Origin of the sequence: Pseudomonas syringae CC1557, from assembly GCF_000452705.1 — a bacterium.
GTDB lineage: Bacteria > Pseudomonadota > Gammaproteobacteria > Pseudomonadales > Pseudomonadaceae > Aquipseudomonas > Aquipseudomonas syringae_F.
Genome location: NZ_CP007014.1, coordinates 5,557,686 through 5,579,212, shown reverse-complemented (window position 1 = coordinate 5,579,212; position 21,527 = coordinate 5,557,686). Strand labels below are relative to the sequence as shown.

Genomic DNA, 21,527 nt, shown 5'->3' with positions numbered 1-21,527 from the left:
AGAACCGGCATGCTCATCTTCACTTGGTCCGCCCGTCAGTTGCATTCAGAGCGCTCAGCGCTTTCACATTCGCCAGGTCGGTCAGCTTCACGCCGCCGTAGTTGCGAACCACGAGGCTAACCGGCCCTTTGGCAGTGTTCCAGCTGAAACGCTGCTGGATGCCATCAAGGTCGGCGACGCGTGCGCTGTCGTTCATACGCAGCAGGCCCCAGCGACCTGTGTAGTCGAACACGGTGATGCGCTCGCCAGTCAGCGTGACCACATCCAGGCGTGCGCCCGGTGCGGTCGTGGTGCCCGGCCACGAGAAGCGGCTCCAACTCGTCTTGCCATTGCGGTAATGCTGCTCCTGGCCGTCCAGCGTGAAGATGATGTCGGTGAAGTAGGCCGACGGCTCCAGCATGATCTCGAAGCCGTTGTCGCGATCCGAGAGGCTGGCAATGACTTCGCCCAGCGAGCTGGCCTTGTCGATGTTGCTGACCAGTTTAGGATTCACCAACGGTGCGGCTTTGGCTCCACTGCTCATGCCCAGGCCTTCACCATCGGACAGGTTGCCGATTTCGTTACGTTTGAAATTCGGCAGCAGGCCTGACTCCGGATCGACGAAGCGTTGCAGATCCTTCACCGACGCTTCATTGCGGCTGTCGGGCGCGATCGGATAACGATGCGCCATAACCTGTTCCCAAGGCTTGGCGACTTGTTTGGCCCAGGCCTTGGCGATTTGTTCGCCAGCCGGATCACGCAAGGTTTCCCAGGCAAACTGGATCGGCAGGCTGAACAGGGTTTGCAGCGAGTTGGAAAGACCGCCCTGGCTGGTATCAACCGTGGTTTCTACGTAGTTACGGACATTGGTCACTTCGCTTGGCTGCCCTTCCAGCGTTTCGCTGATCAGCTGCTTACTGCTTTTACCCACATCTTGCGAGCGCTGAATATTGTTCATCCGCACCTTGAGTTTGCGCAGGGCTGCAAGGTAGCGATCCATGATCGTGCTGTCGGCGCCCTCGGCGTTCTGTGCTGCGAAGACCCGTGACACAGGTTCGAAACGCTTGGCCAGACTGCCGTCGTCGACGGCTGGCAGAGGCGAAACCAGAACGCTGGCTGCGGCTTCCTTGTTGTCGAGGATACCGGTGACCTTGCCCCAGAAGCCGTCGTCGCGCTTGATCCCGTTCGGTTGCACTTCATGAGTTGCAGGCACGTCCCATTGAGTGTTGTCGTTGACGGCCGAGAGCAGCAGTTTCACCGGAGAGTTACGCACGTCACTGAGCAACGACAGTTGCTGCGTGGCGTTGGCCATGTCGCTGAAGCGACGCACGCCGACGCTGTCAATCATGGTGTACCAGACCTGTGTGTAATCACGCTTGTAACGAGCCATGAATTCACGGACGAAGTTGGCTTTTTGCACCACGCTGTCGCCACCGTCGCCGTCGAGTACCCAGTCCGATTCGTTTTGCAGATTGCCCGATACCAGTTTGATCAGCTCGGGCTTCACAAATGTTTCCCAACCCTGGCGAGTGAAGATCGCAGATACGGCTTCCGAGCCATACAACAGTTGGCGGCCAGGCATCGGCACCAGATCATTCAGGCCGATAGCGGGGAACTGCCGGCTGGATTCCAGCTGCAGGCGCAGGTATTCACGGTCCACCAGCGAACTGGAAATCATGAAAAACTTCAGGCTCTTGCGGGTTTCATCGATCAACTGTTCATTGCGCGGCATGGCTGGCGCGACGCCATTTTTGAGCAATTGCACGTAAACCGGCGAGTTGTCCTCGATAACGTCGTTGCTTATCGGGTTGGCCTCGCTGGAAATATCCGTCCAGGCCACCGGCAGTGCCACGTCGACGAATTCGGTCTCCGGGTGCGTGGTCGGTTGAGTCAGGATCAGATAGAGCTTGAGGGCGTTGTATGACTCGATGATGGACGCGACCTGCCGTTCATCGAGTCGTCCAAGCATTTCTTCCGACAACGACAAGCCGCCTGTTGTCGCCGATAGCTCGGCGGCATCGTTGGCAGTGGCCGGGTTGCGCAGGGCGGCAATCGCCTCGCTGCGTGTCTGGCCGGCCGTGCCTCTCGCTGCACCTGTCAGGCGGTTGGTAACGTCGCCAGTGCTGCGCGGGATGCTGCTCAGGCTGGTCGGACGGCCTGCCGCTACATTGCGAGCGCCACGGTCCAGCAGTTTCTGGCCCTGAGCACGTACCTTGCCTGCTCTGGTGTCCGGACGTGCTGGTGTAGCCCCGGAGCCGTACTGCGGATCCATGGTTTTGGCGAACTCGTTGAATTCACGCATCTGCAATTGCAGCTTCAACGTGATCGGTTCCAGCGCCTGAGTGCGCAGTTGCTGCAAGTAGGCGGTCTGGGTGGCAAGGTAAATGTCATCGCCGCGATACAGCCCGCCACTGAGTTGCAGCGGGACGCCTTTGGTACGGTATTTCTCGATGGCCGCCAACTGATTACGCAGCAGTTCCAGGCCTTGGCCGGAGGCAAGGCGTTGTGCCCGGTCCGGGGACTGCTCCAGTTCGCTCAACTGCTGGCTGATGTTGGCCAGCCACTCGCGGTTTTTCTGGAACGACAAGGCCTGCCAGCCGATAAAGGCCAGCCCGGCGAACAGCGCCGCTGCGATGACGATCGGGCCAATTGACCGGTCGCGGCCATGCCGTGACTGATACAGGGTCAGGTCACGGTCGGGGAAAATGACGCGGCGGAAGGTGTCGGTGATGAAGTAACTGCGATCACTGATTTTCCGGGGTTCATCTTCTTCCACTGCACCAGGTGGCTTCGCTGGCCGCAAGACGAACGACTCTGTAAGCTCGTCTTCATACACCGGTGTCAGTTGCTTGTCGGTTTGCAGGGCACTGGTGAAATACAGGCCGCGCAGCAACAACTGAGTACCGTTGACGTTACTTCGCGCGAAATGCTGCAGGAACTGCTCGAGTATTGTCGACAGCTCGGCAAAGTAGTTGGGGAAGTTCAGCAGGGCGCTGTTGGCGTCGGCACCCAGCGCAATGATCTGTGCATCGACGTGGCGACTGACATGCGCCTGCAGGTTCGCCAGCTTGCGATCGAGCACGGTGCGCAGGCTTTCGGTGTTGATCTCGGTCAGACCGAACGTCATGCCCAGCGGCTGCTGGCGCTCGTTCAGATCCATGCCGTCGAAGGCCTGGTTGAAGCCGGGCAGTTGGTCGGTCTTGGTCAACATCAGGTAGATCGGCGGATTGGCATCCAGGCAATCAGTGTATTCCTCGATGCGCGTGACCAGGCGCGCACCCATTTCGTTACGTTCTGCGCTAGAGGCTGCCAACAGCTCCGGCAGACTGACCACCAGTACCAGACCATTGACGGCGGCCTTGCTGCGTTGCTTTTTGAGCATACGCAGGAACGCCGCGAACTCGCTGGCGGACTGATCGTCGCGAAGATAGCGGCCAGCAGTGTCGATCATCACCGCTTCAGGGCTGAAGTACCAATCGCAGTGCTGGGTGCCGCTTTCCGTGTCATTGGCGCTGCTGGCAATGCTGGCGGACAGGCCGGAACGCGTCAGCAACGAGGTCTTGCCCGCCGCTGACATGCCGATGACCAGATACCACGGCAGGTCGTAGAGCGCCGATGAACCGCCACCGCCTGCCGAGCGATCGGTGCGCAGCATGGCAATGGCATGCTTGAGGCGGTCGCGCAGCACTTGCTGATCACGGAACTCACCGGTGGACTTCAGCGAGCGGTCAACTTCGATCTGAACCAGATTCTCAAGGTTATGTTCGGTACGAATCCGTCGGTATTGGCGCAGTACGATCAACAGCAGGTAGAAGGCGCTGATGATCGCCATCGCTTCGAGCGTGTAGCCTTGCAGCCAACTGATCCTGGGGGCGAAAAACCAGCAGACAGCCAGGCTGATCAGCCACAGTATCGGGACCAGGAACCAGAAACTTTTTAACAGGCGGAGTAATGTCTTCATGTCTTCCTGACTCGGTTACCTGATCGTGGCTCAAGCATTGAACAGTTGGCTGATATGTTCGGCCAACGCGGCCACGTCTTTGCCCAGCAACCAGTCCAGCGTCAGATAGACGCCCAGGCACACGAGGGCGATGAGCACCAGGTAAAGCCATACCGGAACTTCATGGCGAAGCATCTGCGACACCTGGTCAGGCAATGCCCAATCAGGTGACAGCGCCTTTGGCGTCTTGCGGTAGCGTGCGATGTCCTGGCCCAGTGTGTTGGCCAGGTAGCGCAGTTGGTCCTTCTGACCAAGCCCGAATTTGCCTTCGAAACCCAGTGCCAGGCACAAGTGATACACCTCAAGCACATCCAGGTTCTTTTTTACGTCGGCGCGCAGCAGTTCGATTTTCTCGAAGAAGCCTTCGCCCGCCAGGTGAACACCGAAATAACGGAATTGCAGCGGCTCCATTTCGAAGTGGCGACGCATGTCGTTGTCGCCCGAGCGCAGCACGCTCTCATCCAGGAATGCGCACAGTGCGTACTGGGCGTCCTTGACCTGTTCGACGCTGTAGTTGGCGCTGCGCGCCTGACGCTCCAGATCGGCAAAAAAAGAATCGACGCTGGATTCGAACGCGATGACCGAGATCGCCTGGCGGCCGCGACGGACAATCAGCGCCATGGTGATGAAGTCACGTACCAGGTCTTTGAGCGTAGGTTTTTCGGTAGCAGCCGCAGCGGCACCTTGCATCACGGCTTCAGTCATTTAAGCACCGCCAACAGTTCAAGCTTGAGATTGGTAAACGCGCTGGGCGCGTAGAAGGAAATGGCCTGCGCTTCCATCATTCGCTCGTACACCCGCCCATGAGGCTCGATGGAGAAATAATGATTGTCCAGACGCACCGGAATTGCATTTGGCAGGCGTGTCGAGTGGTTCAGTGTGACGCCCGGCATGGCGCTGTTGACGACCACTTCGATGTCTTCCGGCGAACCGACCTTGAACGCACGAGGCACCAGTTCCAGCAGGCTGGAGCCGGGCATATCGGCGTGTACCGAGATGTAAAAGTCCGCTTCGGTAAGACGCGGATCCAGCAACTGGCCCTGCCAGTACGAAGGCCTGACCTGGCTCAGGTTGATGACAATGCACTGGTTCGGGATCACGTTTTCAAGCAGCAGACGAACCAGCTCGTCGAGTTTTACCAACGAGGCGGCTGGATCCTGATGATCGTAATCCGGAATGTCGGTGAGTTGCGTGTCCAGCGAGAATGTCAGCAGGCCACCCGCCAGTTCCGCCAGAAAAAGATACAGGCGCTCCGGGTGCAGACGTGGATGCGCCAGCAGATGGGCCAGTTGCGGATAGGCACGGTTGACGGTGTTCAGGAGCCAGAACAGGGTGACGTCGCTGGAGCCGAACTCGGCGATCTGGTCGGCACGCTCGCGGCGGCGGCCCGAGAGCGCCTTGCTCTTGGCTTGCAGCACGCTGATCAGGCGCCTGCCGAGGCCGACCAGTGTTTCGTGAGTGCCCACATGCAAGGTCGGATGCACAAAGTGCGCATCAAGGTTGAAGCCGCCGATGTTGTTACGCGCCAGTCGCGCAATCGGGCAGTAGCTGTAACCGTCCAGACTGTCGCCATCGACCAGCATCACCACATTCAGGCGCAGGCTGGTGATCTCGTTTTCCAGATCGCCTTCGTTGAGGTCCGGCAGCGTGTCGAATTGTTTACGAAAGCGACGGGCACTTTTCTGTTCCTGGCCGTCTTCAACGTAGTTCAGCCCAAAAGGCTCAGGCAGTTTCAGCGCTGCATAAACCTTGATCTCTCCGCCTTTGATCAGGTTTTTCAGGTCGCGCGCGGCGGGCAGCGGGTCGTGCTGCGGCGCGTCGTAAAGACTGCCGTCCGGGAACACCAGTTTCAGGCGCTTCAGTTGCAGGGACCCGGTCGCCAGCGCCTCTACGTCGACTTCCAGCGTTTGCACACCCCAGTGAAAGGGCGTGGAACGCAGTGTCGACTCAGCAAGCTGATGTTGGTGAAACTCATCCTGATATTGGAAATGTTGCGGCAAAAGGAACATACCTTCCGACCACATCACGCGGCTTTGTTTACTCATTTGGCGCCTTCCAACAGAGAATTGAATTGTGAGTCCGCCGCTTTTTTCGCGGAGCTGCTTGCAGAGTCCTGGGCTTGCTGTACCGCTGCATCCTGCGCACGATCGGTAAGGGTTTTATTGGCGGGTTTTTCCGGCAAGGAATTGGCTTTGTTGAACTGCTCTTCCGTCTTGAGTCTGTTCAGTACGTCCACGCCACGCGCCGCGAGGATGTAGTTGTTGTCCACCAGTACACGCACACCGTCGGACGAGAACCAGATACCGTCCTTGCGCAACGTATTGGCGTCGAACGCTACTTTCCAGCGGCTGTTTTCGTCAGTACGGAAGAACGCCGCGATGCCCACGTATGAGGCATTCGGGCTCAGCGGCCATTGATCGGTCTGTCCCATGCCTGGCAGCAGAATCAGCTCCTTGCTCTCGACCAGCGTGTTGCCCAGCGCCTTTTGCGGATTATCCCAGAGGCTGTCGGCGTCGACGGACTCAAAGCGCTCCAGAGAGGCCAACTGATACACGCGCACTACTACCGATAGCGGTTTACCGTACTCATCGGGATTGAGCTGGTTACCGCCATCAGTCGTCAGGATGACCTTTTCGTTATCACCAAACATCATGTCGCCAGCCCACGTGTCATCCATGCGCTTGGCGACACGGTCTGTCACGCCGCATGCGGACAGCGCCATCATCATTGCCAGAACAGCCAGGCACCTTGCCAAGGCTGGCTTCGAGGAACAATTACCTTGAAGTCTTTTATTCATCACGTCTTACCTATGGGGTGATCGATCAGGTCAGGGTGTAAGCGAAGTCGCCATCGCTGCCCAGATCGATGGTCAGGCTCTGAATCGGTTTGTCCTGCGCCATTCGCTCCAGCACCCGCTGGGCGAGCTCCGGCATTAGGGTCTTGGACAGAATGTTGTCGATGTTGCGCGCACCGCTGTCGACTTCCGTGCAACGCGAAGCAATGGCCTTGATCAGCGCTTCGTCGTAACGCAGCACTGCCTGATGATTGCGCTCGAAACGCTTGCGGATGCGCTCCAGCTTCAGGCCGACGATGCGCTCCAGAATGGCGTCCTGAACCGGGTAATACGGCACGATGGTGAGACGACCCAAAAACGCCGGTTTGAACACCTGATTCAACTCGTCGCGCAGACCTTCCACGATGTCATCGGGTGTCGATTTCTGCTCGGTGTTCAGGCACCACTGCATGATGCGGTCAGTGCCGGTATTGGACGTGAGGATGATCACGGTATTGCGGAAGTTGATCTCGCGACCTTCGCCGTCGTCCAGAACACCTTTGTCGAAGACCTGAAAAAACAGCTCAAGCACGTCTGGGTGGGCTTTTTCCACTTCGTCGAGCAGGACCACGCTGTAAGGCTTGCGACGCACGGCTTCGGTGAGCACACCACCTTCGCCGTAACCGACGTAGCCGGGCGGGGAGCCTTTCAGACTCGATACCGTATGGGCTTCCTGGTATTCGGACATGTTGATGGTGATGACATTACGCTCGCCGCCATACAGGGTGTCAGCCAGAGCCAACGCAGTTTCGGTCTTGCCGACACCGCTCGGACCCAGCAGCAGGAATACGCCGATTGGCTTGTTCGGGTCTTCCATGCGGGCACGGGAAATCTTGATGCGCTTGCCGATCTCTTCCAGCGCGTGATCCTGCCCCAGAACGCGTTCGCCCAGCAGTGCAGGCAGGCTTTGCACGGTGTCGATTTCGTCGCGCAACATCTTGCCCAGCGGGATCCCGGTCCAGCCGGAAATCACTTCGCCAATCGTGCCACCGTCCACCAGCGCATGGACCAGTGGCTGCTCGCCCTGAACGCCGGCCAGTTCGGCGCGCACTGCGGCAATCTGCTCGGCATCCGGCTTGCCGTTTTCCGCAACGCTGAGCGTGCCGAGCTTTTCGACCAGTTCCAGCTCACGCTTCCACTGTTGTTCCAGCGACTCGCGAGTTTCCTGTTCGGTTTTCAGCTCTTCGTGAAGAGCGGTCAGGCGGCGGGCGTGATCGCTGCCTTTGGCGGTTTCCTGCTCCAGCACGGCGATTTCTGCATTCAGGTTATCGATATGACGCTTGCAGTCTTCCAGCGCGCCTGGCTGCGCCGATTGGCCCAGCGCAACGCGCGCGCAAGCGGTGTCGAGTACGCTGACCGCCTTGTCCGGCAACTGGCGGCCGGTAATGTAGCGGTTGGAAAGGCGCACGGCCTGAACCAGCGCTTCGTCCATCACCGTTACCTTATGGTGCTCCTGCATCTTCGCCAGCAGCCCGCGTAGCATGTGGATGGCCTTGTCTTCATCAGGCTCTTCGACTTTCACGACCTGAAAGCGACGTGCCAGCGCGGCGTCTTTTTCGAAATACTTTTTGTATTCTGCCCATGTAGTGGCCGCGATAGTGCGCAGTTCGCCACGCGCCAAGGCGGGCTTGAGCAGGTTGGCCGCGTCGTTCTGCCCTGCCTGTCCGCCCGAGCCGATCAGCGTATGGGCTTCATCGATGAACAGGATGATCGGGTGCAGGCTGCGCTTGGTTTCCTCGATGACTGATTTGAGACGGTTTTCGAACTCACCCTTGACTCCGGCACCGGCTTGCAACAACCCCAGATCCAGCGTGTGAATGGCGACGCCCTTGAGCACCGACGGCACGTCGCCCTGCACGATACGCAGCGCCAGACCTTCAACCACTGCCGTTTTACCCACACCCGCTTCGCCGGTCAGGATCGGGTTGTTCTGACGGCGGCGGGTCAGGATGTCGACCATTTGCCGTACTTCGAATTCGCGTCCCAGAACCGGATCAATGCGCCCATCGCGGGCGCTCTGGGTCAGGTTGACGGTGTACTGGTCCAGGGCTGGGGTCTTTCCGTTGCCCTTGGTGGTGGCGCCAGTACTTGCGTCGGCGTTCGCCAGCGGCTTGCTCAGCTTCGTCTCGGGGCTGCCTTCGACCAGCGCGCTCAAGTTGAGGCGCAGATCGTCCGCGTTGATTTTCTCCAGTTCCGGAGCGGACCCGATGACCACGCGACGCAGTGCATCGTCGTCCAGCAAAGCCTGAAGAAGGTGGCCGGTACGAATCTGTGACTGACCGAACTCGATTGACGCCAATACCCAGGCCTGTTCGATCATGCGGGTGATGTGCGGCGAGAGGGCAGGCGTCCGAGTGTTGCCTTTCTTGAACGTCCCCAGCGCTGTGACCAACTGCGCTTGCAGGCGATCAGGCACCACATCGTAGTGACGCAGGATCACGGGCAGGTCGTTATCGTTACTATCCAGCAATTGCAGCAGCAAGTGCTCGACTTCAACGTCGTAATGGTTCTCAGACAGGCACAGCGCGGCGGCGCTTTCAGTGGCCGTGCGGCTCGTTTCGTTCAGCTTGGCGAACAGGGACTTCAGGTTCACAGGGAGACCCCATCAAAAGGAATGTGGAAAAGGGCGCAACGGGAAGGCTCCACGTCGACACCGGGGCGTTTGAGCCAGCCAAGCCAGCCCAGAGATACATTGCCTTGGCGGCCCAGGCGGGCCACAGGTACAGCTTCACGTTTGAGCTTCGGTGCAATCTGGAAGTCCAGTTCGGCACCCGCGTAAAAACGCACCAGTTCAACCAGTTTTCGGTAGTCCACCGTGCCTGGCTGAAAACGCTGGTAATCGACCAGATCCAGAGGCCCCATTTCGATACGCACGCACGACTGGTAGTCCCAGACGCGATTGCCAGCCACCGCGCTTTGCCCCAGCACGGCATTCTTGCGGCCTAACTGGGTGCACTGACCGCTGTCGAGTTTTAACCAGCGCCCGGCAAACTGTTGGATCTTGAAGGGCAGGGAGAAGTAAAAGCTCAGCATGACCTCAAGGTTCAACGCGTTGCGCGGCTTCTGGGCGAACATCCCCGAGAAGTAGCTAAACAGTTCGCGGCGCAATGGAGATTCGCCCTTGTCGAATTTCTGCTTCAACGCCTCGGGTCCGAAACCCACCAAGTTGAGCAAATAACGATCAAAGTTCGAGGTGCCACTACGCTCGTACTCGATATAAAACTTGTACTTCTGCCACGCTTCGTAAAACAGCGAGGTCATGCGATGCGAAAAAATATCCAGAAACGCATGCGCAGCATCGTCTCGATACTGGATGTGTCGATCAATCAGCAACTCAGTGTACGGGCGTGGTAAAACGCCGGACGGCCCGACCAGCCCCATGAACGTGACTTGCACTTCGGACAGCGGCAAACCTGCCGCCGAGACTTTGCCTTCGCGTTCAAACTGCAGGTCGCTGACTTCACTGGCCGGGAAGTTGAGCGACAGTTGTGAACGAAAGCGCAAAGGGTCCTCATGCGGCCTGGTTTCCAGGTCCATGCGCCCGTTCCTGCTGTAATGCAGGCGGAGCAAACGCACCAACTGGAAAAATTCGAATCGGTGCGGCTCAGCCCTTGCCTGGTCTATCAGACCAGGGGTTGATCGCCTGTTCGCGGGGGCCATTGGACCACTCTCTTTTCGCGCTGCAAGGTGCGAAGGGTTAATTGGGTAAAGCTGTTCATCGAGCAGTACTGACCAAAGAAGTGGTCAAGTACCATGCCGAACAGGAACACGCCGCTGCCGGTGTACTGGCTTTCATCGAATTTCAGTGTGATGCCGACGCCGCGTACGAAGTTCGGGCGCGGATGCCCGATGCGCGCCACGACTGGTTCACTGGTCACCGATACGATCCCGTTGATCTGTTTACGAATCGCCGACATGTTGCGGTAGTTGTAAAGCGAGAGCAGTTCCAGCAGCACTTCGCGCCCTTTCGAAACCAGCGACATGTGGTTAAGCGACAGGTGCGAAATAAGACGCCAGATCACGCCGTTGCCCAGCGGCACGCGCACCGTCGCAGTGGGTTTGCGCAGGCAGCGGATATCCTTGATCACCGAGTTGGAAGGGATGTTGAAATCCCCGCGCTCGCCGCCAAAAGGTAGCATCAGCGGCAAATCGCGGTTGCTGCACGTCAGACGGATACTGAGCGTGTCGTTGTTGGAATCAATCAGTTCCAGATCACGATCCACGACGCGGATGAACATGTTCGAGCCATCGCTTTGCCGGCTCTGCGTCGGACGTCGCCGGGCAATCCAGAAACTCTGGCCGGGACCTTGATCGCCGCGAGGTTCAAAGAACGGATGGCAGGTGCCTACCTGATCATTTCCATTGATTTTTTTCACCCGGCGCACACGATCAATCGAGACCACTTCGGCGGAGCTTTGCAGGCGTACATCCGGCGTGACTGCATATTCATGCTGGACGTGGGTCAGCTTGATTGGCTCGGCCTGTTGGCGGAACAGGTTGATGATCGGCGTGCAGTTGAGCTTGAAGTTGTTACGGCCGATGTTCTGGGTCAGGCGCGCCAGACGGTCCGTCAGGTCGTAATCGGAAAAGTAGAAATTGATTTCCACTTTCGCGATTTCTTTGCCGGCCAGAATACGGGCAAAGCCCGACAGGTCGAAGAACATGAATTTATCAGGGAAGGTGAAGTACTCATGCAGCAGTCGATACCCCAGAAACGAACGTTCCGAGTAATCCACCAGCCCTTCATCCAGACCGTAGCCGACAGACTTCAAGGCACCTGCAGGCAGCACCACTTCGCGAGTGCGGCCTTCGTCTTCGAATGACAAAGTGGCCTTGGCCAGGTTGTTGAACAGCAGCTCATACAGTTGATGCATCAGCGTGCTTTCGCCATCAAGGAAAAAGCGCAGGCTGTCCAGTTCCATCTTGCCGAACAGGACGTCGGAGGTAGCCGCCAGCCCGATACGCAAACGGGCGATCAGGTCTGCGCTGTGGCCATTGAAGGCCGAGCGCTCCATTTCAATGAACGAAGCGCTTTGTACTGCAACCGGCCACAATTCGACCGGGTAGCACGTACGAAACTTGCACACGATGCCGTCTACCGGAGTGGCGTGCAGCTCTGTGTGTCGGGCCACGCGGTAGGACTCGGTGACCTTTTCCTGCCTGCCCATGTTGAACTCGACAATCGACATCGAGGGTGTAGGGCGCAGGTAATGCGGGTACAGCACCTCCAGGAACGACTCGACGATCTCAGGAAACTCATCATCGAGTTTCTTGTGCACGCGCGCAGACAGGAACGAGAACGCTTCGATCAGACGCTCGGTATGCGGATCTTCGCAATTATCACCTTCAATCAGAAGCCGCGAAGCTATCTTCGGATATTGAGCAGCAAACTCCTGGCCCAGAAAGCGCAGGTGCGAGAGTTCTTTCTCGTAATAGGGCAGCAGATCGTCGAGCATCAGTTGAGGTTCTGCACTTTGTATTCCTGAGTGTTGACCTGCAGCACGGCGTCAAAAGAAACTTGACGCGAAATGTCCTGCAGACGCAGTACTGCGTCCACACGAAAAGTCAGCATGCGTTGGCCGGTCTGTTGTGCAAGCAACTGAACTTTCACGCTACGGAAGCGGCGGGCTCCTACAGAAATTGCCTTTTCCAGCTGGCGCTGGATCAAAAGACGGTCCTGCGGGTCGAGCACGCTTCTACTGGTGAAGTCGGGCATGCCGTAATCGAGAATGGTGCCGCTCAGATTGGCAAAGCCTTCCAGCTCGCCAGCAACCAGAGACTGGCGAGTGTTCACCAGAATCTCCAGGTCACGAACGATGCTGGCCTTGTAATCGGACAGCGAGCAAAGGCGTTCCGATGACGCTTCCATGGACTGATGCGGACGATCGTCGAGTAATCGATCCAGCAATGAAGGCAACAGCTTGTGTTGACTACTCATGTTGCCTCCCTGGCTAAGTAAAGGGTATTAGCCGCGAGTCGATTGGGGTAATTCGGCGACCAAACGCAACGAAGCCGTCAGTTCATCCAGTTGATAATGCGGACGCAGGTAGGTCACGGCCTTGTAGACGCCAGGCTTGCCGGGTACTTCGAACACTTCGGCACGCGCCTCGCGTAGCGGGAACTTGGCCTTGGCTTCCTGACTGGCTGTGTCATCCAGCAACACATAGCTGGACAGCCACTTGTTGAGGAACAGTTCGACATCCTTGCGGGAAGCAAAACTGCCAATCTTGTCGCGCATGATCGCTTTCATGTAGTGAGCGATACGCGAGGTGGCGAAGATGTACTGCAACTGCGCCGAGAGACGGGCGTTGGCGTTGGCAATGTCAGTGTTGTAGTGCTTTTGCTTCTGGGTCGACTGAGTGCCAAAGAAAGCGGCATAGTCAGTCCCTTTGCAGTGCACCAGCGGAATGAAGCCCAGGTCCGACAGCTCTTTCTCACGACGATCGGTGATGGCAATTTCAGTCGGGCATTTCAGCGCGATTTCGCCGTCATCGGTCTTGAATGTGTGAGTCGGCAAGCCTTCAACCAAGCCACCGCCTTCAACACCACGAATCGCAACGCACCAGCCGTAGCGGGAGAACGCGTCAGTTACGCGAGTGCCCAGTGCGTAGGCAGCGTTCATCCACAGATATTTGTTGTGGTCACGGCCATCGACGCTTTCGACAAAGTTGAATTCTTCGACGGGCGTGGTATCCGGGCCGTAAGGCAGGCGACCCAGCACGTGCGGCAGAGTCAGGCCTACATAACGGGAGTCTTCGGAAGCACGGAAGGACTTCCATTTGGCGTACTCGACAGTGTCGAAGATCTTCGCCAGATCGCGCGGACCAGCCATGTCGGTGAATGAGTCCCAGCCGAACAGTTCAGCCGAGGCTGCCGAAATGAACGGTGCATGGGCTGCAGCGGCAACATGGGAGATCTCTTCCAGCAGGTACATGTCTTCAGGGCTGCGGTTGAACTCGTAGTCACCCAGCAACATGCCGAACGGCGCACCACCGAAGGTCCCGTACTCTTCTTCGTAGATCTTTTTGAAGAGTGCGCTTTGGTCAAACTCGGACGAGGCTTTGAGGTCTCGAACCAGATCTTTTTTTGAAGCGTTGAGCAAATGAATCTTCAGCGTGGTGCTGGTCTCTGTCTGGTCAACCTGATATTTCAGGCCGCGCCAGGACGCTTCCAGTTGCTGGAATTCACGGGCATGCATGATCTCGTTCATTTGCTCGGAGAGCATCGCATCGATTTCAGCGATGCGCGCGTCAAGCACGGCAATCAGATCCTTGCTTGGCGTCATTTCGCCTTCCAGGACCTGCGCCACAAGTTCGCCGATCAGATCGCGAGTGCGGGTACGCTCGGTTTCGGAGCGCGCGACGCGGCTTTCGGAAATGATGCTGTCGAGCAAAGAGGATTGCGGGGCGAAGTTCTCAACTTCTACCAAAGCGCCGTCCTGCTGAGTCGCGTTTTGCTTATCGGTCATCGTCAGGCTCCTCCTTACTCTTTGCTGTCAGTGGCTGGCACGGCGGCTTCGCGGCCGAATTCCTTGCCCAGGGTTTTAAGCTTTTCAGTGTTCTGCAGCACGTCCATCAACAGCTCTTCAAGCTTGTCGTTACCGCCCATCTTGTTACGCAGGTCTGCCAGCTTGTTGCGCACTTCCAGCAGCTTGCGCAGTGGCTCTACCTGACGCACGACGTTCTGCGGTTCGAAGTCTTCAAGCGCGTTGAAATTCAGCTCGACACCGAGCTGAGTACCGTTCTTGGCCAGGGTGTTGTCGACGCGATACGCCAGGCGCGGCTTGATGCCTTTGAGGACGCCGTTGAAGTTGTCGCGATCGATGAAGATGAATTTGCGATCCTTGAGCTTGGGCAGCGGCTCCAATGGGTTGCCGGAGAAATCACCCAAAACGCCTACAACGAATGGCAGCTCTTTCTTTTCCTGAGCATCGCCGATGTCTACGTCATAGGTAATGTGGACCCGAGGCGCGCGAACGCGGTCAAGTTTGTGCTGGGTACTTTCCTTCTTCGCCATCGTCATCTCCTGTGCGAGCAACTCGCTGCAAGTCGTTTGCGTACCGGGCCTCTGGTTAGGCCAGGCGCGATTAGAGTCCTTCAATCGTCAGCAGAAGACGCTGACGGATTTCATCGTTCATTTCCAGAATATTTTCGTGCCCAACCAATTCTTCGAAGCTTGTATTGCCTGCAATCTGCGTGCTGTTACGAATGACCGACTCATCCGGCAACTCGGAGCGCACCGGTGAGCTGATAACGCAGAACGGCAGATCGCCGAAGTCTTTCAAACGCTCGAAACTGACCGGAAAGCGCAGCCCTTCGAACAGTCGGCTCATGCCGGGCGACTTGCTGAGGCAGTAGAACAGGACCAGATAATGCACAACGTAGCGGTACAGCTCTGCGCTGCTGCGATTAGGGTCCTTGATCACCTTGCGAAACTGCGCCAGATCGAACGAGTTGAAGCCCACTACCCAGCGTACCGGGCTGGTGATGCGAATGGTCTGCCCGCTTTGTGACAGAACCATGTCGTACTCGAGTGGAAACAGCTCAGGCGTGGTGCTGATCAGGTTCAGCGGTACTTCCAGCTCATTGACCAGCTTGAACGGCTCGGCCGATGCGATGCGGTCATAGAGCTCCTTGAGCTCTTTGAAGTGGTGCTGAGTCTCGCGACCGCTGCTGCGCTGCGCGCCCTGCAGGTATTCACCGAAGAATGTCTGCGGGCGTATCAGCAACGCCAGGGTCGACAGATAGTCGGACGCCTGCACCTTGAGCGCATCGGAAATAGCGCGCGTCTGTTTGCGCAGCTTGATCAATGCTTCTATATCGAACGTCTGAGTCATCGGTACATCGTCCTTGAACCCCTCACGACCGCTTCCCGGATCAGACCGGGGACGGGGAGAGGTTGCGAGTTTCTCGACTGTACGCCTCGTCACGAGGTGGTTTTGCCGGGAGCATCCCTGCAAAACGCACTGCCACGATAAGGAGAGATCGTGTACTGGCATATAGGAATCGTATAGCCAGCATTGTCGTCTATGGCAGCACTTTCGGTGGGAAAGTTCCTACAGACTACGGTTATTTTCTCGGAATTGTTACAGTAAGCAATGATATCAATGAGTCATCATCCGATTGGAGTATGGTGATCATGTAGCTGAATGCCTTGTTCTGAAAGGGTTCTAGCCTTTTTTCTTCGCTCGATTATCGTTTTAAATTTAGCGTGAGAGGACTGGTCTAATCGTTTGAGCCACGTGTTTTAACAAGCATAGGAGCATCAATCCAGGATGTGACCAGATTTTACGGGTTGAAAAGGGTAGTGGCTCCGTGGTTTTTTGAACGGCTCGTTCGCGTTGAGTTGGCTTCATGTGGAGCGAACACTGTGGGGGGAGGTCATGCTAATCGACCATGCGTAATGTCTGTCGATGTCTTGAAGGTTGGTCTGACAGAGTTCGCACGGAATGGACACGGCACGCTTTTTCATGGAGACAAGGATGGGTGAGAAGTCTCGTAGTAAGCCAGGTCCGGTATCCCGGCAAGTAGAGTGCGCCCATAACCTGGTCGGTTTTCTCCCCCGCTATTTCCCTTCGTTCATGCGCTCTATCTTCATGTGCATATTTTCAATCGCCACAGCTACGGCAGTGATAACCAAAACGTACTTTCGTGACGACTTGGATAATGGAAGCTACTCGGCAATGTTCATCATGGGTGCTTCCGTGATCCTGACAGTTTGAGGCTTCCTGCTGAGCCGAGGCCGCCTCTGGACGATGTGGATACTGGTCGCAATTCTGGTTGCCAGCCTGTTGGCAGTAATGATTGCGTTGCCTGCCCAGAACCGCCTTGCAGATTTCATTATCTCGACACTGGGCATGCTTTTTCCGTTACTGGGGCTTTTGTCGCTCAACAGCAAGCGCAGTCGAGAGTTGCGTGAGCAGCTGGTGTTCAACCGCGCTGTGGTAGAGAGGCGACGGGAAGAAAACAGCCGGTATGACGCTCTGGAGCGTAATCGCGAGCGTTTGCGCAAAAACAAGGTTTCACGAAATAATTTTCGCCGCTAGAGATGCGTAGGCATCGTGGCGTTTTTTGAAGCGCTTGCCAGATTGAACGGAATTCAGTGTGAGCAAGCGCAGAGTCGTACCCCGCATCATCATGAAAAGGAAATCACCGAATGACAGACCGCCACAACTACTACGCCTTTCGCGCGCGTTACTTTCCTTCATTTCTGGGCTCGATGTTCCTCACTCTTTTTTCAGTGGTCATCGCCACATCTCAGGTCAGCCACATCTGGTTTGGCGACGTTGCGGACATCGGTCTCTATCAAGCCATGTTTCTGATCGGCGCTTCGATGGTGCTCGCGTTCGCAGGCTTGATGATCAGTCGTGGACGTAGTTGGGGCGTGTGGGTGCTGGTGGCGATGATGGTGGTGAGTCTGTTGGCGGTACTGCCGACTTTTCCGGCAAAGGGTCCGGGTGCGCAGCTGTTTATATACGTGCTGGGTTTGCTGTTTCCGCTATTGGGTCTGTTGCTGCTTAACAGCAGGCTGCACCGGGAAATGCGTGCAGAGTTCGTCGCCTTGAGGCTCGAGCGCGAAGAAAGCACTGTTGAGGCGCGCCGCCAGGATGCGCTGGAAAAGAACCGTGGGAATCTGCGCAAGAGGAAAGCGCGACGCAAGTAGGCGTTTACAACCGGCTTTCCTGCGCCCAATAAAAAACCCGCCGAAGCGGGTTTTTCCAAGACCATCCCGACTCCCTGTCGGCCGCCTCCCAGGCGATGGTCGATCATCCTTGATCGTGGTGAACTCCTGTTCGCCACTTGATGGATCCAATATTACGGAGGGGGAGCAGGGTTGAAAATAGCCAAGTGACTCCATCGCGTGTAAGCCTTTCGCTATACCTCACTGAATGATGTCTGAGCGTATAACAGGAGAGCGATTATTCTGGCGTCAGGAAAAATGGCGAATCGTCCAGGTCTGCCGGCAGCAAAAAACGCAGACAATAAAAAACCCGCCGAAGCGGGTTTGTACCAAGACCATTCCAACTCCCTGTCGGCTGCCTTCCCGGCGATGGTCGATCGTCCCTGATCCTGGTGAACTCCTTGTTCACCAGTTGTTGGATCCAATGCTACTGGCGCCGCCAAGGTTGCAAAATAGCCAACTTCCCCTACGGCGTGTAAGCCTTTGGCTATACGTGTGTGGGAATTGGTCTAATGCCGATCACCTTCATACAGCCTTTAAACGTCTGCAAACCTTTAAAATAAAGGCTCCTGGGGCGACAGGGACAGGTTCAGGGTGAAAACGTCGCTGCTATCTCGCAATAGCGCTGCTCGACGTTTTTACTCGCTTCATCGTGGTTGCGGGCCACGCGTCTGGTCCACTCACGGCATTGTTCTTTGAAGTTGACCTGCGCCGATTTGCGGCACTCGCGTCGTTCCAGTGAGTGAATGGCGAAGTTCTCACAGACGCTGTCGCCGTCGATGGTGTTGCCGTATACCCGCCACTGCGCGCTATAGCGGTTACGGCCGTCCCATTCGCGGATCGAGACGGTTGCGACGCTGTAAGGCCTGGAGGGTCGAGCGGAGTTGCGCGTTGTGTTGGCCTTGAAGTCGGCCATGTAGTCCGCAGAGACCATGCCTTTGGCTGTTTCCGCCTGAACGGGACGGGGGACCTGGCCGAACCGGCAGTTCACGACGCTTTCATCGATGACATTGCCGTTCTTGAGGCAGTTGTCCAAAGGCTGCACGGCGGCAGGCTGCTCCGGCGTTGCGGCGACAGGCAAAAGCTCTGCCGTCCTGCGTATATTTACTGGAGCCGTGCTTGCGACAGCGGCGGGCTGAGACTCGATTTCGACGGTCTCAGCGTCGGGTGTTCGCTGTTCGACAGGTGTTATGGGCACGGCTTTGGGACCTCTCACGTTGGAGGCGATCAGCCCGGCCAGGCATCCGGCAACGATCAGGCAGGCCAGCCATAGGCCGTAGGGGCGTGACCGACGAGGCGGAGCGACGCGCTGTCGGCGCGGATGCGAGCCCAGCACGACATCGACTTGGCCTGGCACGAGGCGCTGGATACGGATGACGCCGTCGTCCTCGGGCTGCTGTAGGGAATCCATTCCTGCTCCTGATCAAGCGTTGTCCGGGCGTGATATTAAAACGCTATCGGCTGTGTGTCGGGTTTCTGTAACGCTTCGGCGCTATGTGCATTTCGCCTGGCGCGCTAAGGTTGTGGCCGTTTTGATTGTTATGGAAGGACAGCCCGTCATGCACCAGCGTCTCGAACAGGTATTCGGTTACACACAGTTTCGGCCGGGGCAGGAGGCTGCCATCAGTGCTGTGCTGGCCGGGCGTTCGGCTGCGGCGATCTTCCCGACTGGCTCTGGCAAATCGCTATGTTACCAATTGTCCGCACTGATGTTGCCGAATTTGACGCTGGTGGTGTCGCCTTTACTGGCGCTGATTCAGGATCAACTGGCTTTTTTGCATCGTCACGGTATTTCGGCGGCGAGCATCGACTCGGCGCAAAGCCGCGAGGAGGTCGCTGACGTCATGGCCAGGGCGCGTTCCGGCGAGCTGAGGATCCTGATGATCTCGGTCGAACGGCTCAAGAATGAGCGCTTCCGGAACTTCATAGCGCAAGTGCCGATTTCTTTGCTGGTGGTCGACGAGGCGCACTGTATCTCGGAGTGGGGGCATAACTTCCGGCCCGACTATTTAAAGCTGCCCGACTACCAGCGTGAATTTAATATCCCCCAGGCACTGCTGCTGACGGCTACGGCGACGCCGCAGGTCATTATCGACATGCAGAACAAGTTCGCCATCGCCCCCTACGATGTGGTCACTACCGGTTTCTACCGCGCTAACCTGCACCTGTGGGTCAAACCGGTAAGCGGCCGTGACAAGAGAAGGCGGCTGGTCGAATGGCTTGATGAAAAGCGCGGGCAGCCGACCATTGTTTACGTGACGCTGCAAAAAACCGCCGAATACATCGCCGCGCACCTTGAGCAGAACGGGCTGCCGGCCAGCGCCTACCATGCCGGGCTGCCCAACGATCAACGCGAGTCGATTCAGAAGCGTTTCATGGGCGGTGGCCTGAATTGCATCGTGGCGACCATCGCGTTCGGGATGGGGATCGACAAGAGCGACATTCGCAACGTGGTGCATTTCGATCTGCCCAAATCCATCGAAAACTACAGCCAGGAAATCGGCCGGGCAGGGCGCGACGGTGCCGCATCCGACTGCCTGGTGCTGGCCAACCGTGACAGCCTTAACGTGCTGGAGAACTTCGTGTATGGCGACACGCCAGAGCGCGAGGGCATTGCGCGCGTGCTGGATGACCTGCTCAACGCACGCCATGACGGCCAATGGGAGTTTTTGCTCGGGCCGCTGGCCGATCTCAGCAACATCCGCCAACTGCCGCTGAAAACCTTGCTGGTGCAACTGGAACTGCGCGGGATCATCGCGCCGCGTTACGCGTATTTTGCGGAATACCGTTTCAAGTTCCTGCTACAGCCAGATGATCTGATGGCGCGGTTCGAAGGCGAGCGGCAACAGTTTGTTCAGGCGCTGATCAACACCTCCAATCGGGCACGCACCTGGGCCACCGTTGATTTCGATGCGATGTACCAGCAATACGGCGCCGAGCGTGGGCGGGTGGTCAAGGCGCTGGACTACTTTCAGGAGAAGGGCTGGATCGAGCTTGAAAGCAAGCAGATGACCGAGGTCTATAGCCTGCTGCGCAGCGATTTTGACCCGCAGGCACTGAGTGCCGAGCTGCATGACTATTTCGTCCATCACGAAGCCACTGAAGTGGCGCGCATTCACGCCATGCTGGAAGTGTTCTCCAGCGATCAGTGCCTGACCCATCGCCTGGCCCGCTATTTCGGCGATCACAACGCGCCTGAGCAGTGCGGGCATTGTTCGGTGTGCCTTGGCGAAGTCGCCCACCTGCCCGAACCGCCTGCACTGGAACCTTTGCAGAGTCGCGACTTTCAGCAACTGTGTGGTGGTTTTATCCACAAGCATCAGGACTACACCGGCCAGCCGCCAAGTGCTGAATGCCTGACACGCTTCCTCTGCGGCATCAGTGTGCCGCTGTTCACCAAACTGAAGGCCCGTGCGACGGCCGGGTTTGCCGTACTGGAGGATTATCCGTATGCGCAGGTGAGGACGTGGGTGCAGGGGATGCTCTAAAACCAAACCGGCCGCTCAAGAGCGGCCGGTTCTGGATGTATCAACAGTCAGCGATCAAGTCAGTCGCGACCGTGACGGCGATGTCCGTAGTGCTTGTTACGTTTATTGCCACGATACTCACGGCCGCCACGATCCCGACGATCGTCGCTACGGCTTTCATTGCCCATGTAGTTGCCAAGTGCGGCGCCACCGCCGCCACCTACCGCCGAGCCCACCAGGCTGCCGGTATTGCCGCCAACGCTGCGGCCCAGAACGTTACCGCCTGCTGCGCCCAGACCACCGCCGATAGCGGCTTCTGTACGATTACGACGATCGGCACCGACCGCGCCACCAGCTGCACCGCCAACGCCAGCGCCAATCGCTGAACCGGTGCTGCCGCCGAGCTGTTGACCGACGGCTGAACCGAGTACCCCACCCAATGCTCCGCCTACGCCTGACTCGAGATTGCCTGCAGAGGCTGCACCGCCGATCAGGGTAAGAGACAACAACAGTATCGAGGAATACTTCATGTATGGAATCTCATAGGGATGACGGCGCGATATTGGTG

16 protein-coding genes are annotated in these 21,527 nt (G+C 57.4%); 3 read left to right on the top strand and 13 right to left on the bottom strand.

Annotated features, from left to right (window positions below; all coding sequences use genetic code 11):
* Window positions 1–19: 19 nt before the first annotated feature.
* From N018_RS24575 to N018_RS24525, 11 genes are all read right to left on the bottom strand, one after another.
* Window positions 20–3,940 (bottom strand): type VI secretion protein IcmF/TssM N-terminal domain-containing protein, encoded by a 3,921-nt coding sequence (locus N018_RS24575; RefSeq protein ID WP_025390989.1) that lies wholly within the window; start codon window positions 3,938–3,940, stop codon window positions 20–22.
* Window positions 3,941–3,970: 30 nt separating this feature from the next.
* The gene (icmH, locus tag N018_RS24570; protein WP_025390988.1) at window positions 3,971–4,684 is read right to left on the bottom strand and encodes a type IVB secretion system protein IcmH/DotU; all 714 of its coding nucleotides are present in this window, start codon (window positions 4,682–4,684) and stop codon (window positions 3,971–3,973) included.
* The gene (gene tssK, locus N018_RS24565) at window positions 4,681–6,024 is read right to left on the bottom strand and encodes a type VI secretion system baseplate subunit TssK (protein WP_025390987.1); all 1,344 of its coding nucleotides are present in this window, start codon (window positions 6,022–6,024) and stop codon (window positions 4,681–4,683) included. The genes icmH and tssK overlap by 4 nt, the downstream gene beginning before the upstream one ends.
* A complete protein-coding gene (gene tssJ, locus N018_RS24560; protein ID WP_080274902.1) occupies window positions 6,021–6,776 on the bottom strand; it encodes a type VI secretion system lipoprotein TssJ in 756 nt (251 codons plus the stop codon). Before tssJ ends, tssK begins: the two co-directional genes overlap by 4 nt.
* Before the next feature lie 25 nt (window positions 6,777–6,801).
* On the bottom strand, window positions 6,802–9,405 hold the full coding sequence (gene tssH / locus N018_RS24555) for a type VI secretion system ATPase TssH (protein ID WP_025390985.1): 2,604 nt from the start codon (window positions 9,403–9,405) through the stop codon (window positions 6,802–6,804).
* Window positions 9,402–10,472, bottom strand: a complete 1,071-nt coding sequence (tssG, locus tag N018_RS24550; protein WP_025390984.1) for a type VI secretion system baseplate subunit TssG — start codon at window positions 10,470–10,472, stop codon at window positions 9,402–9,404. The genes tssH and tssG overlap by 4 nt, the downstream gene beginning before the upstream one ends.
* Window positions 10,436–12,268, bottom strand: a complete 1,833-nt coding sequence (gene tssF / locus N018_RS24545) for a type VI secretion system baseplate subunit TssF (protein ID WP_025390983.1) — start codon at window positions 12,266–12,268, stop codon at window positions 10,436–10,438. Before tssF ends, tssG begins: the two co-directional genes overlap by 37 nt.
* Window positions 12,268–12,750 carry a type VI secretion system baseplate subunit TssE gene (gene tssE, locus N018_RS24540; RefSeq protein WP_025390982.1) on the bottom strand — a complete coding sequence of 161 codons (483 nt, stop codon included), beginning with the start codon at window positions 12,748–12,750 and terminating at the stop codon, window positions 12,268–12,270. The genes tssF and tssE overlap by 1 nt, the downstream gene beginning before the upstream one ends.
* A gap of 27 nt (window positions 12,751–12,777) precedes the next feature.
* On the bottom strand, window positions 12,778–14,280 hold the full coding sequence (tssC, locus tag N018_RS24535; protein ID WP_025390981.1) for a type VI secretion system contractile sheath large subunit: 1,503 nt from the start codon (window positions 14,278–14,280) through the stop codon (window positions 12,778–12,780).
* 14 nt (window positions 14,281–14,294) lie between these two features.
* Complete coding sequence (tssB, locus tag N018_RS24530) at window positions 14,295–14,828, bottom strand: type VI secretion system contractile sheath small subunit (RefSeq protein WP_002551425.1); 534 nt, start codon at window positions 14,826–14,828, stop codon at window positions 14,295–14,297.
* Between the two features lie 70 nt (window positions 14,829–14,898).
* Complete coding sequence (locus N018_RS24525; RefSeq protein WP_002551426.1) at window positions 14,899–15,648, bottom strand: hypothetical protein; 750 nt, start codon at window positions 15,646–15,648, stop codon at window positions 14,899–14,901.
* Window positions 15,649–16,566: 918 nt separating this feature from the next.
* Here N018_RS24525 and N018_RS25825 point away from each other — a divergent pair.
* Window positions 16,567–16,857 carry a hypothetical protein gene (locus N018_RS25825; RefSeq protein WP_051476186.1) on the top strand — a complete coding sequence of 97 codons (291 nt, stop codon included), beginning with the start codon at window positions 16,567–16,569 and terminating at the stop codon, window positions 16,855–16,857.
* Between the two features lie 110 nt (window positions 16,858–16,967).
* The gene (locus N018_RS24515; RefSeq protein ID WP_025390980.1) at window positions 16,968–17,474 is read left to right on the top strand and encodes a hypothetical protein; all 507 of its coding nucleotides are present in this window, start codon (window positions 16,968–16,970) and stop codon (window positions 17,472–17,474) included.
* Between the two features lie 607 nt (window positions 17,475–18,081).
* Here the strand turns inward: N018_RS24515 and N018_RS24510 are convergent.
* A complete protein-coding gene (locus N018_RS24510) occupies window positions 18,082–18,903 on the bottom strand; it encodes a hypothetical protein (protein ID WP_025390979.1) in 822 nt (273 codons plus the stop codon).
* A 148-nt stretch (window positions 18,904–19,051) separates the two neighbouring features.
* Here N018_RS24510 and N018_RS24505 point away from each other — a divergent pair, with 148 nt between their 5' ends.
* Entirely contained in the window at window positions 19,052–20,980 is a 1,929-nt protein-coding gene (locus N018_RS24505; RefSeq protein WP_025390978.1) for a RecQ family ATP-dependent DNA helicase, read from the top strand.
* Window positions 20,981–21,039: 59 nt separating this feature from the next.
* Here the strand turns inward: N018_RS24505 and N018_RS24500 are convergent, their stop codons facing one another.
* The gene (locus N018_RS24500; RefSeq protein ID WP_024646446.1) at window positions 21,040–21,489 is read right to left on the bottom strand and encodes a glycine zipper domain-containing protein; all 450 of its coding nucleotides are present in this window, start codon (window positions 21,487–21,489) and stop codon (window positions 21,040–21,042) included.
* Between the last annotated feature and the right edge of the window lie 38 nt (window positions 21,490–21,527).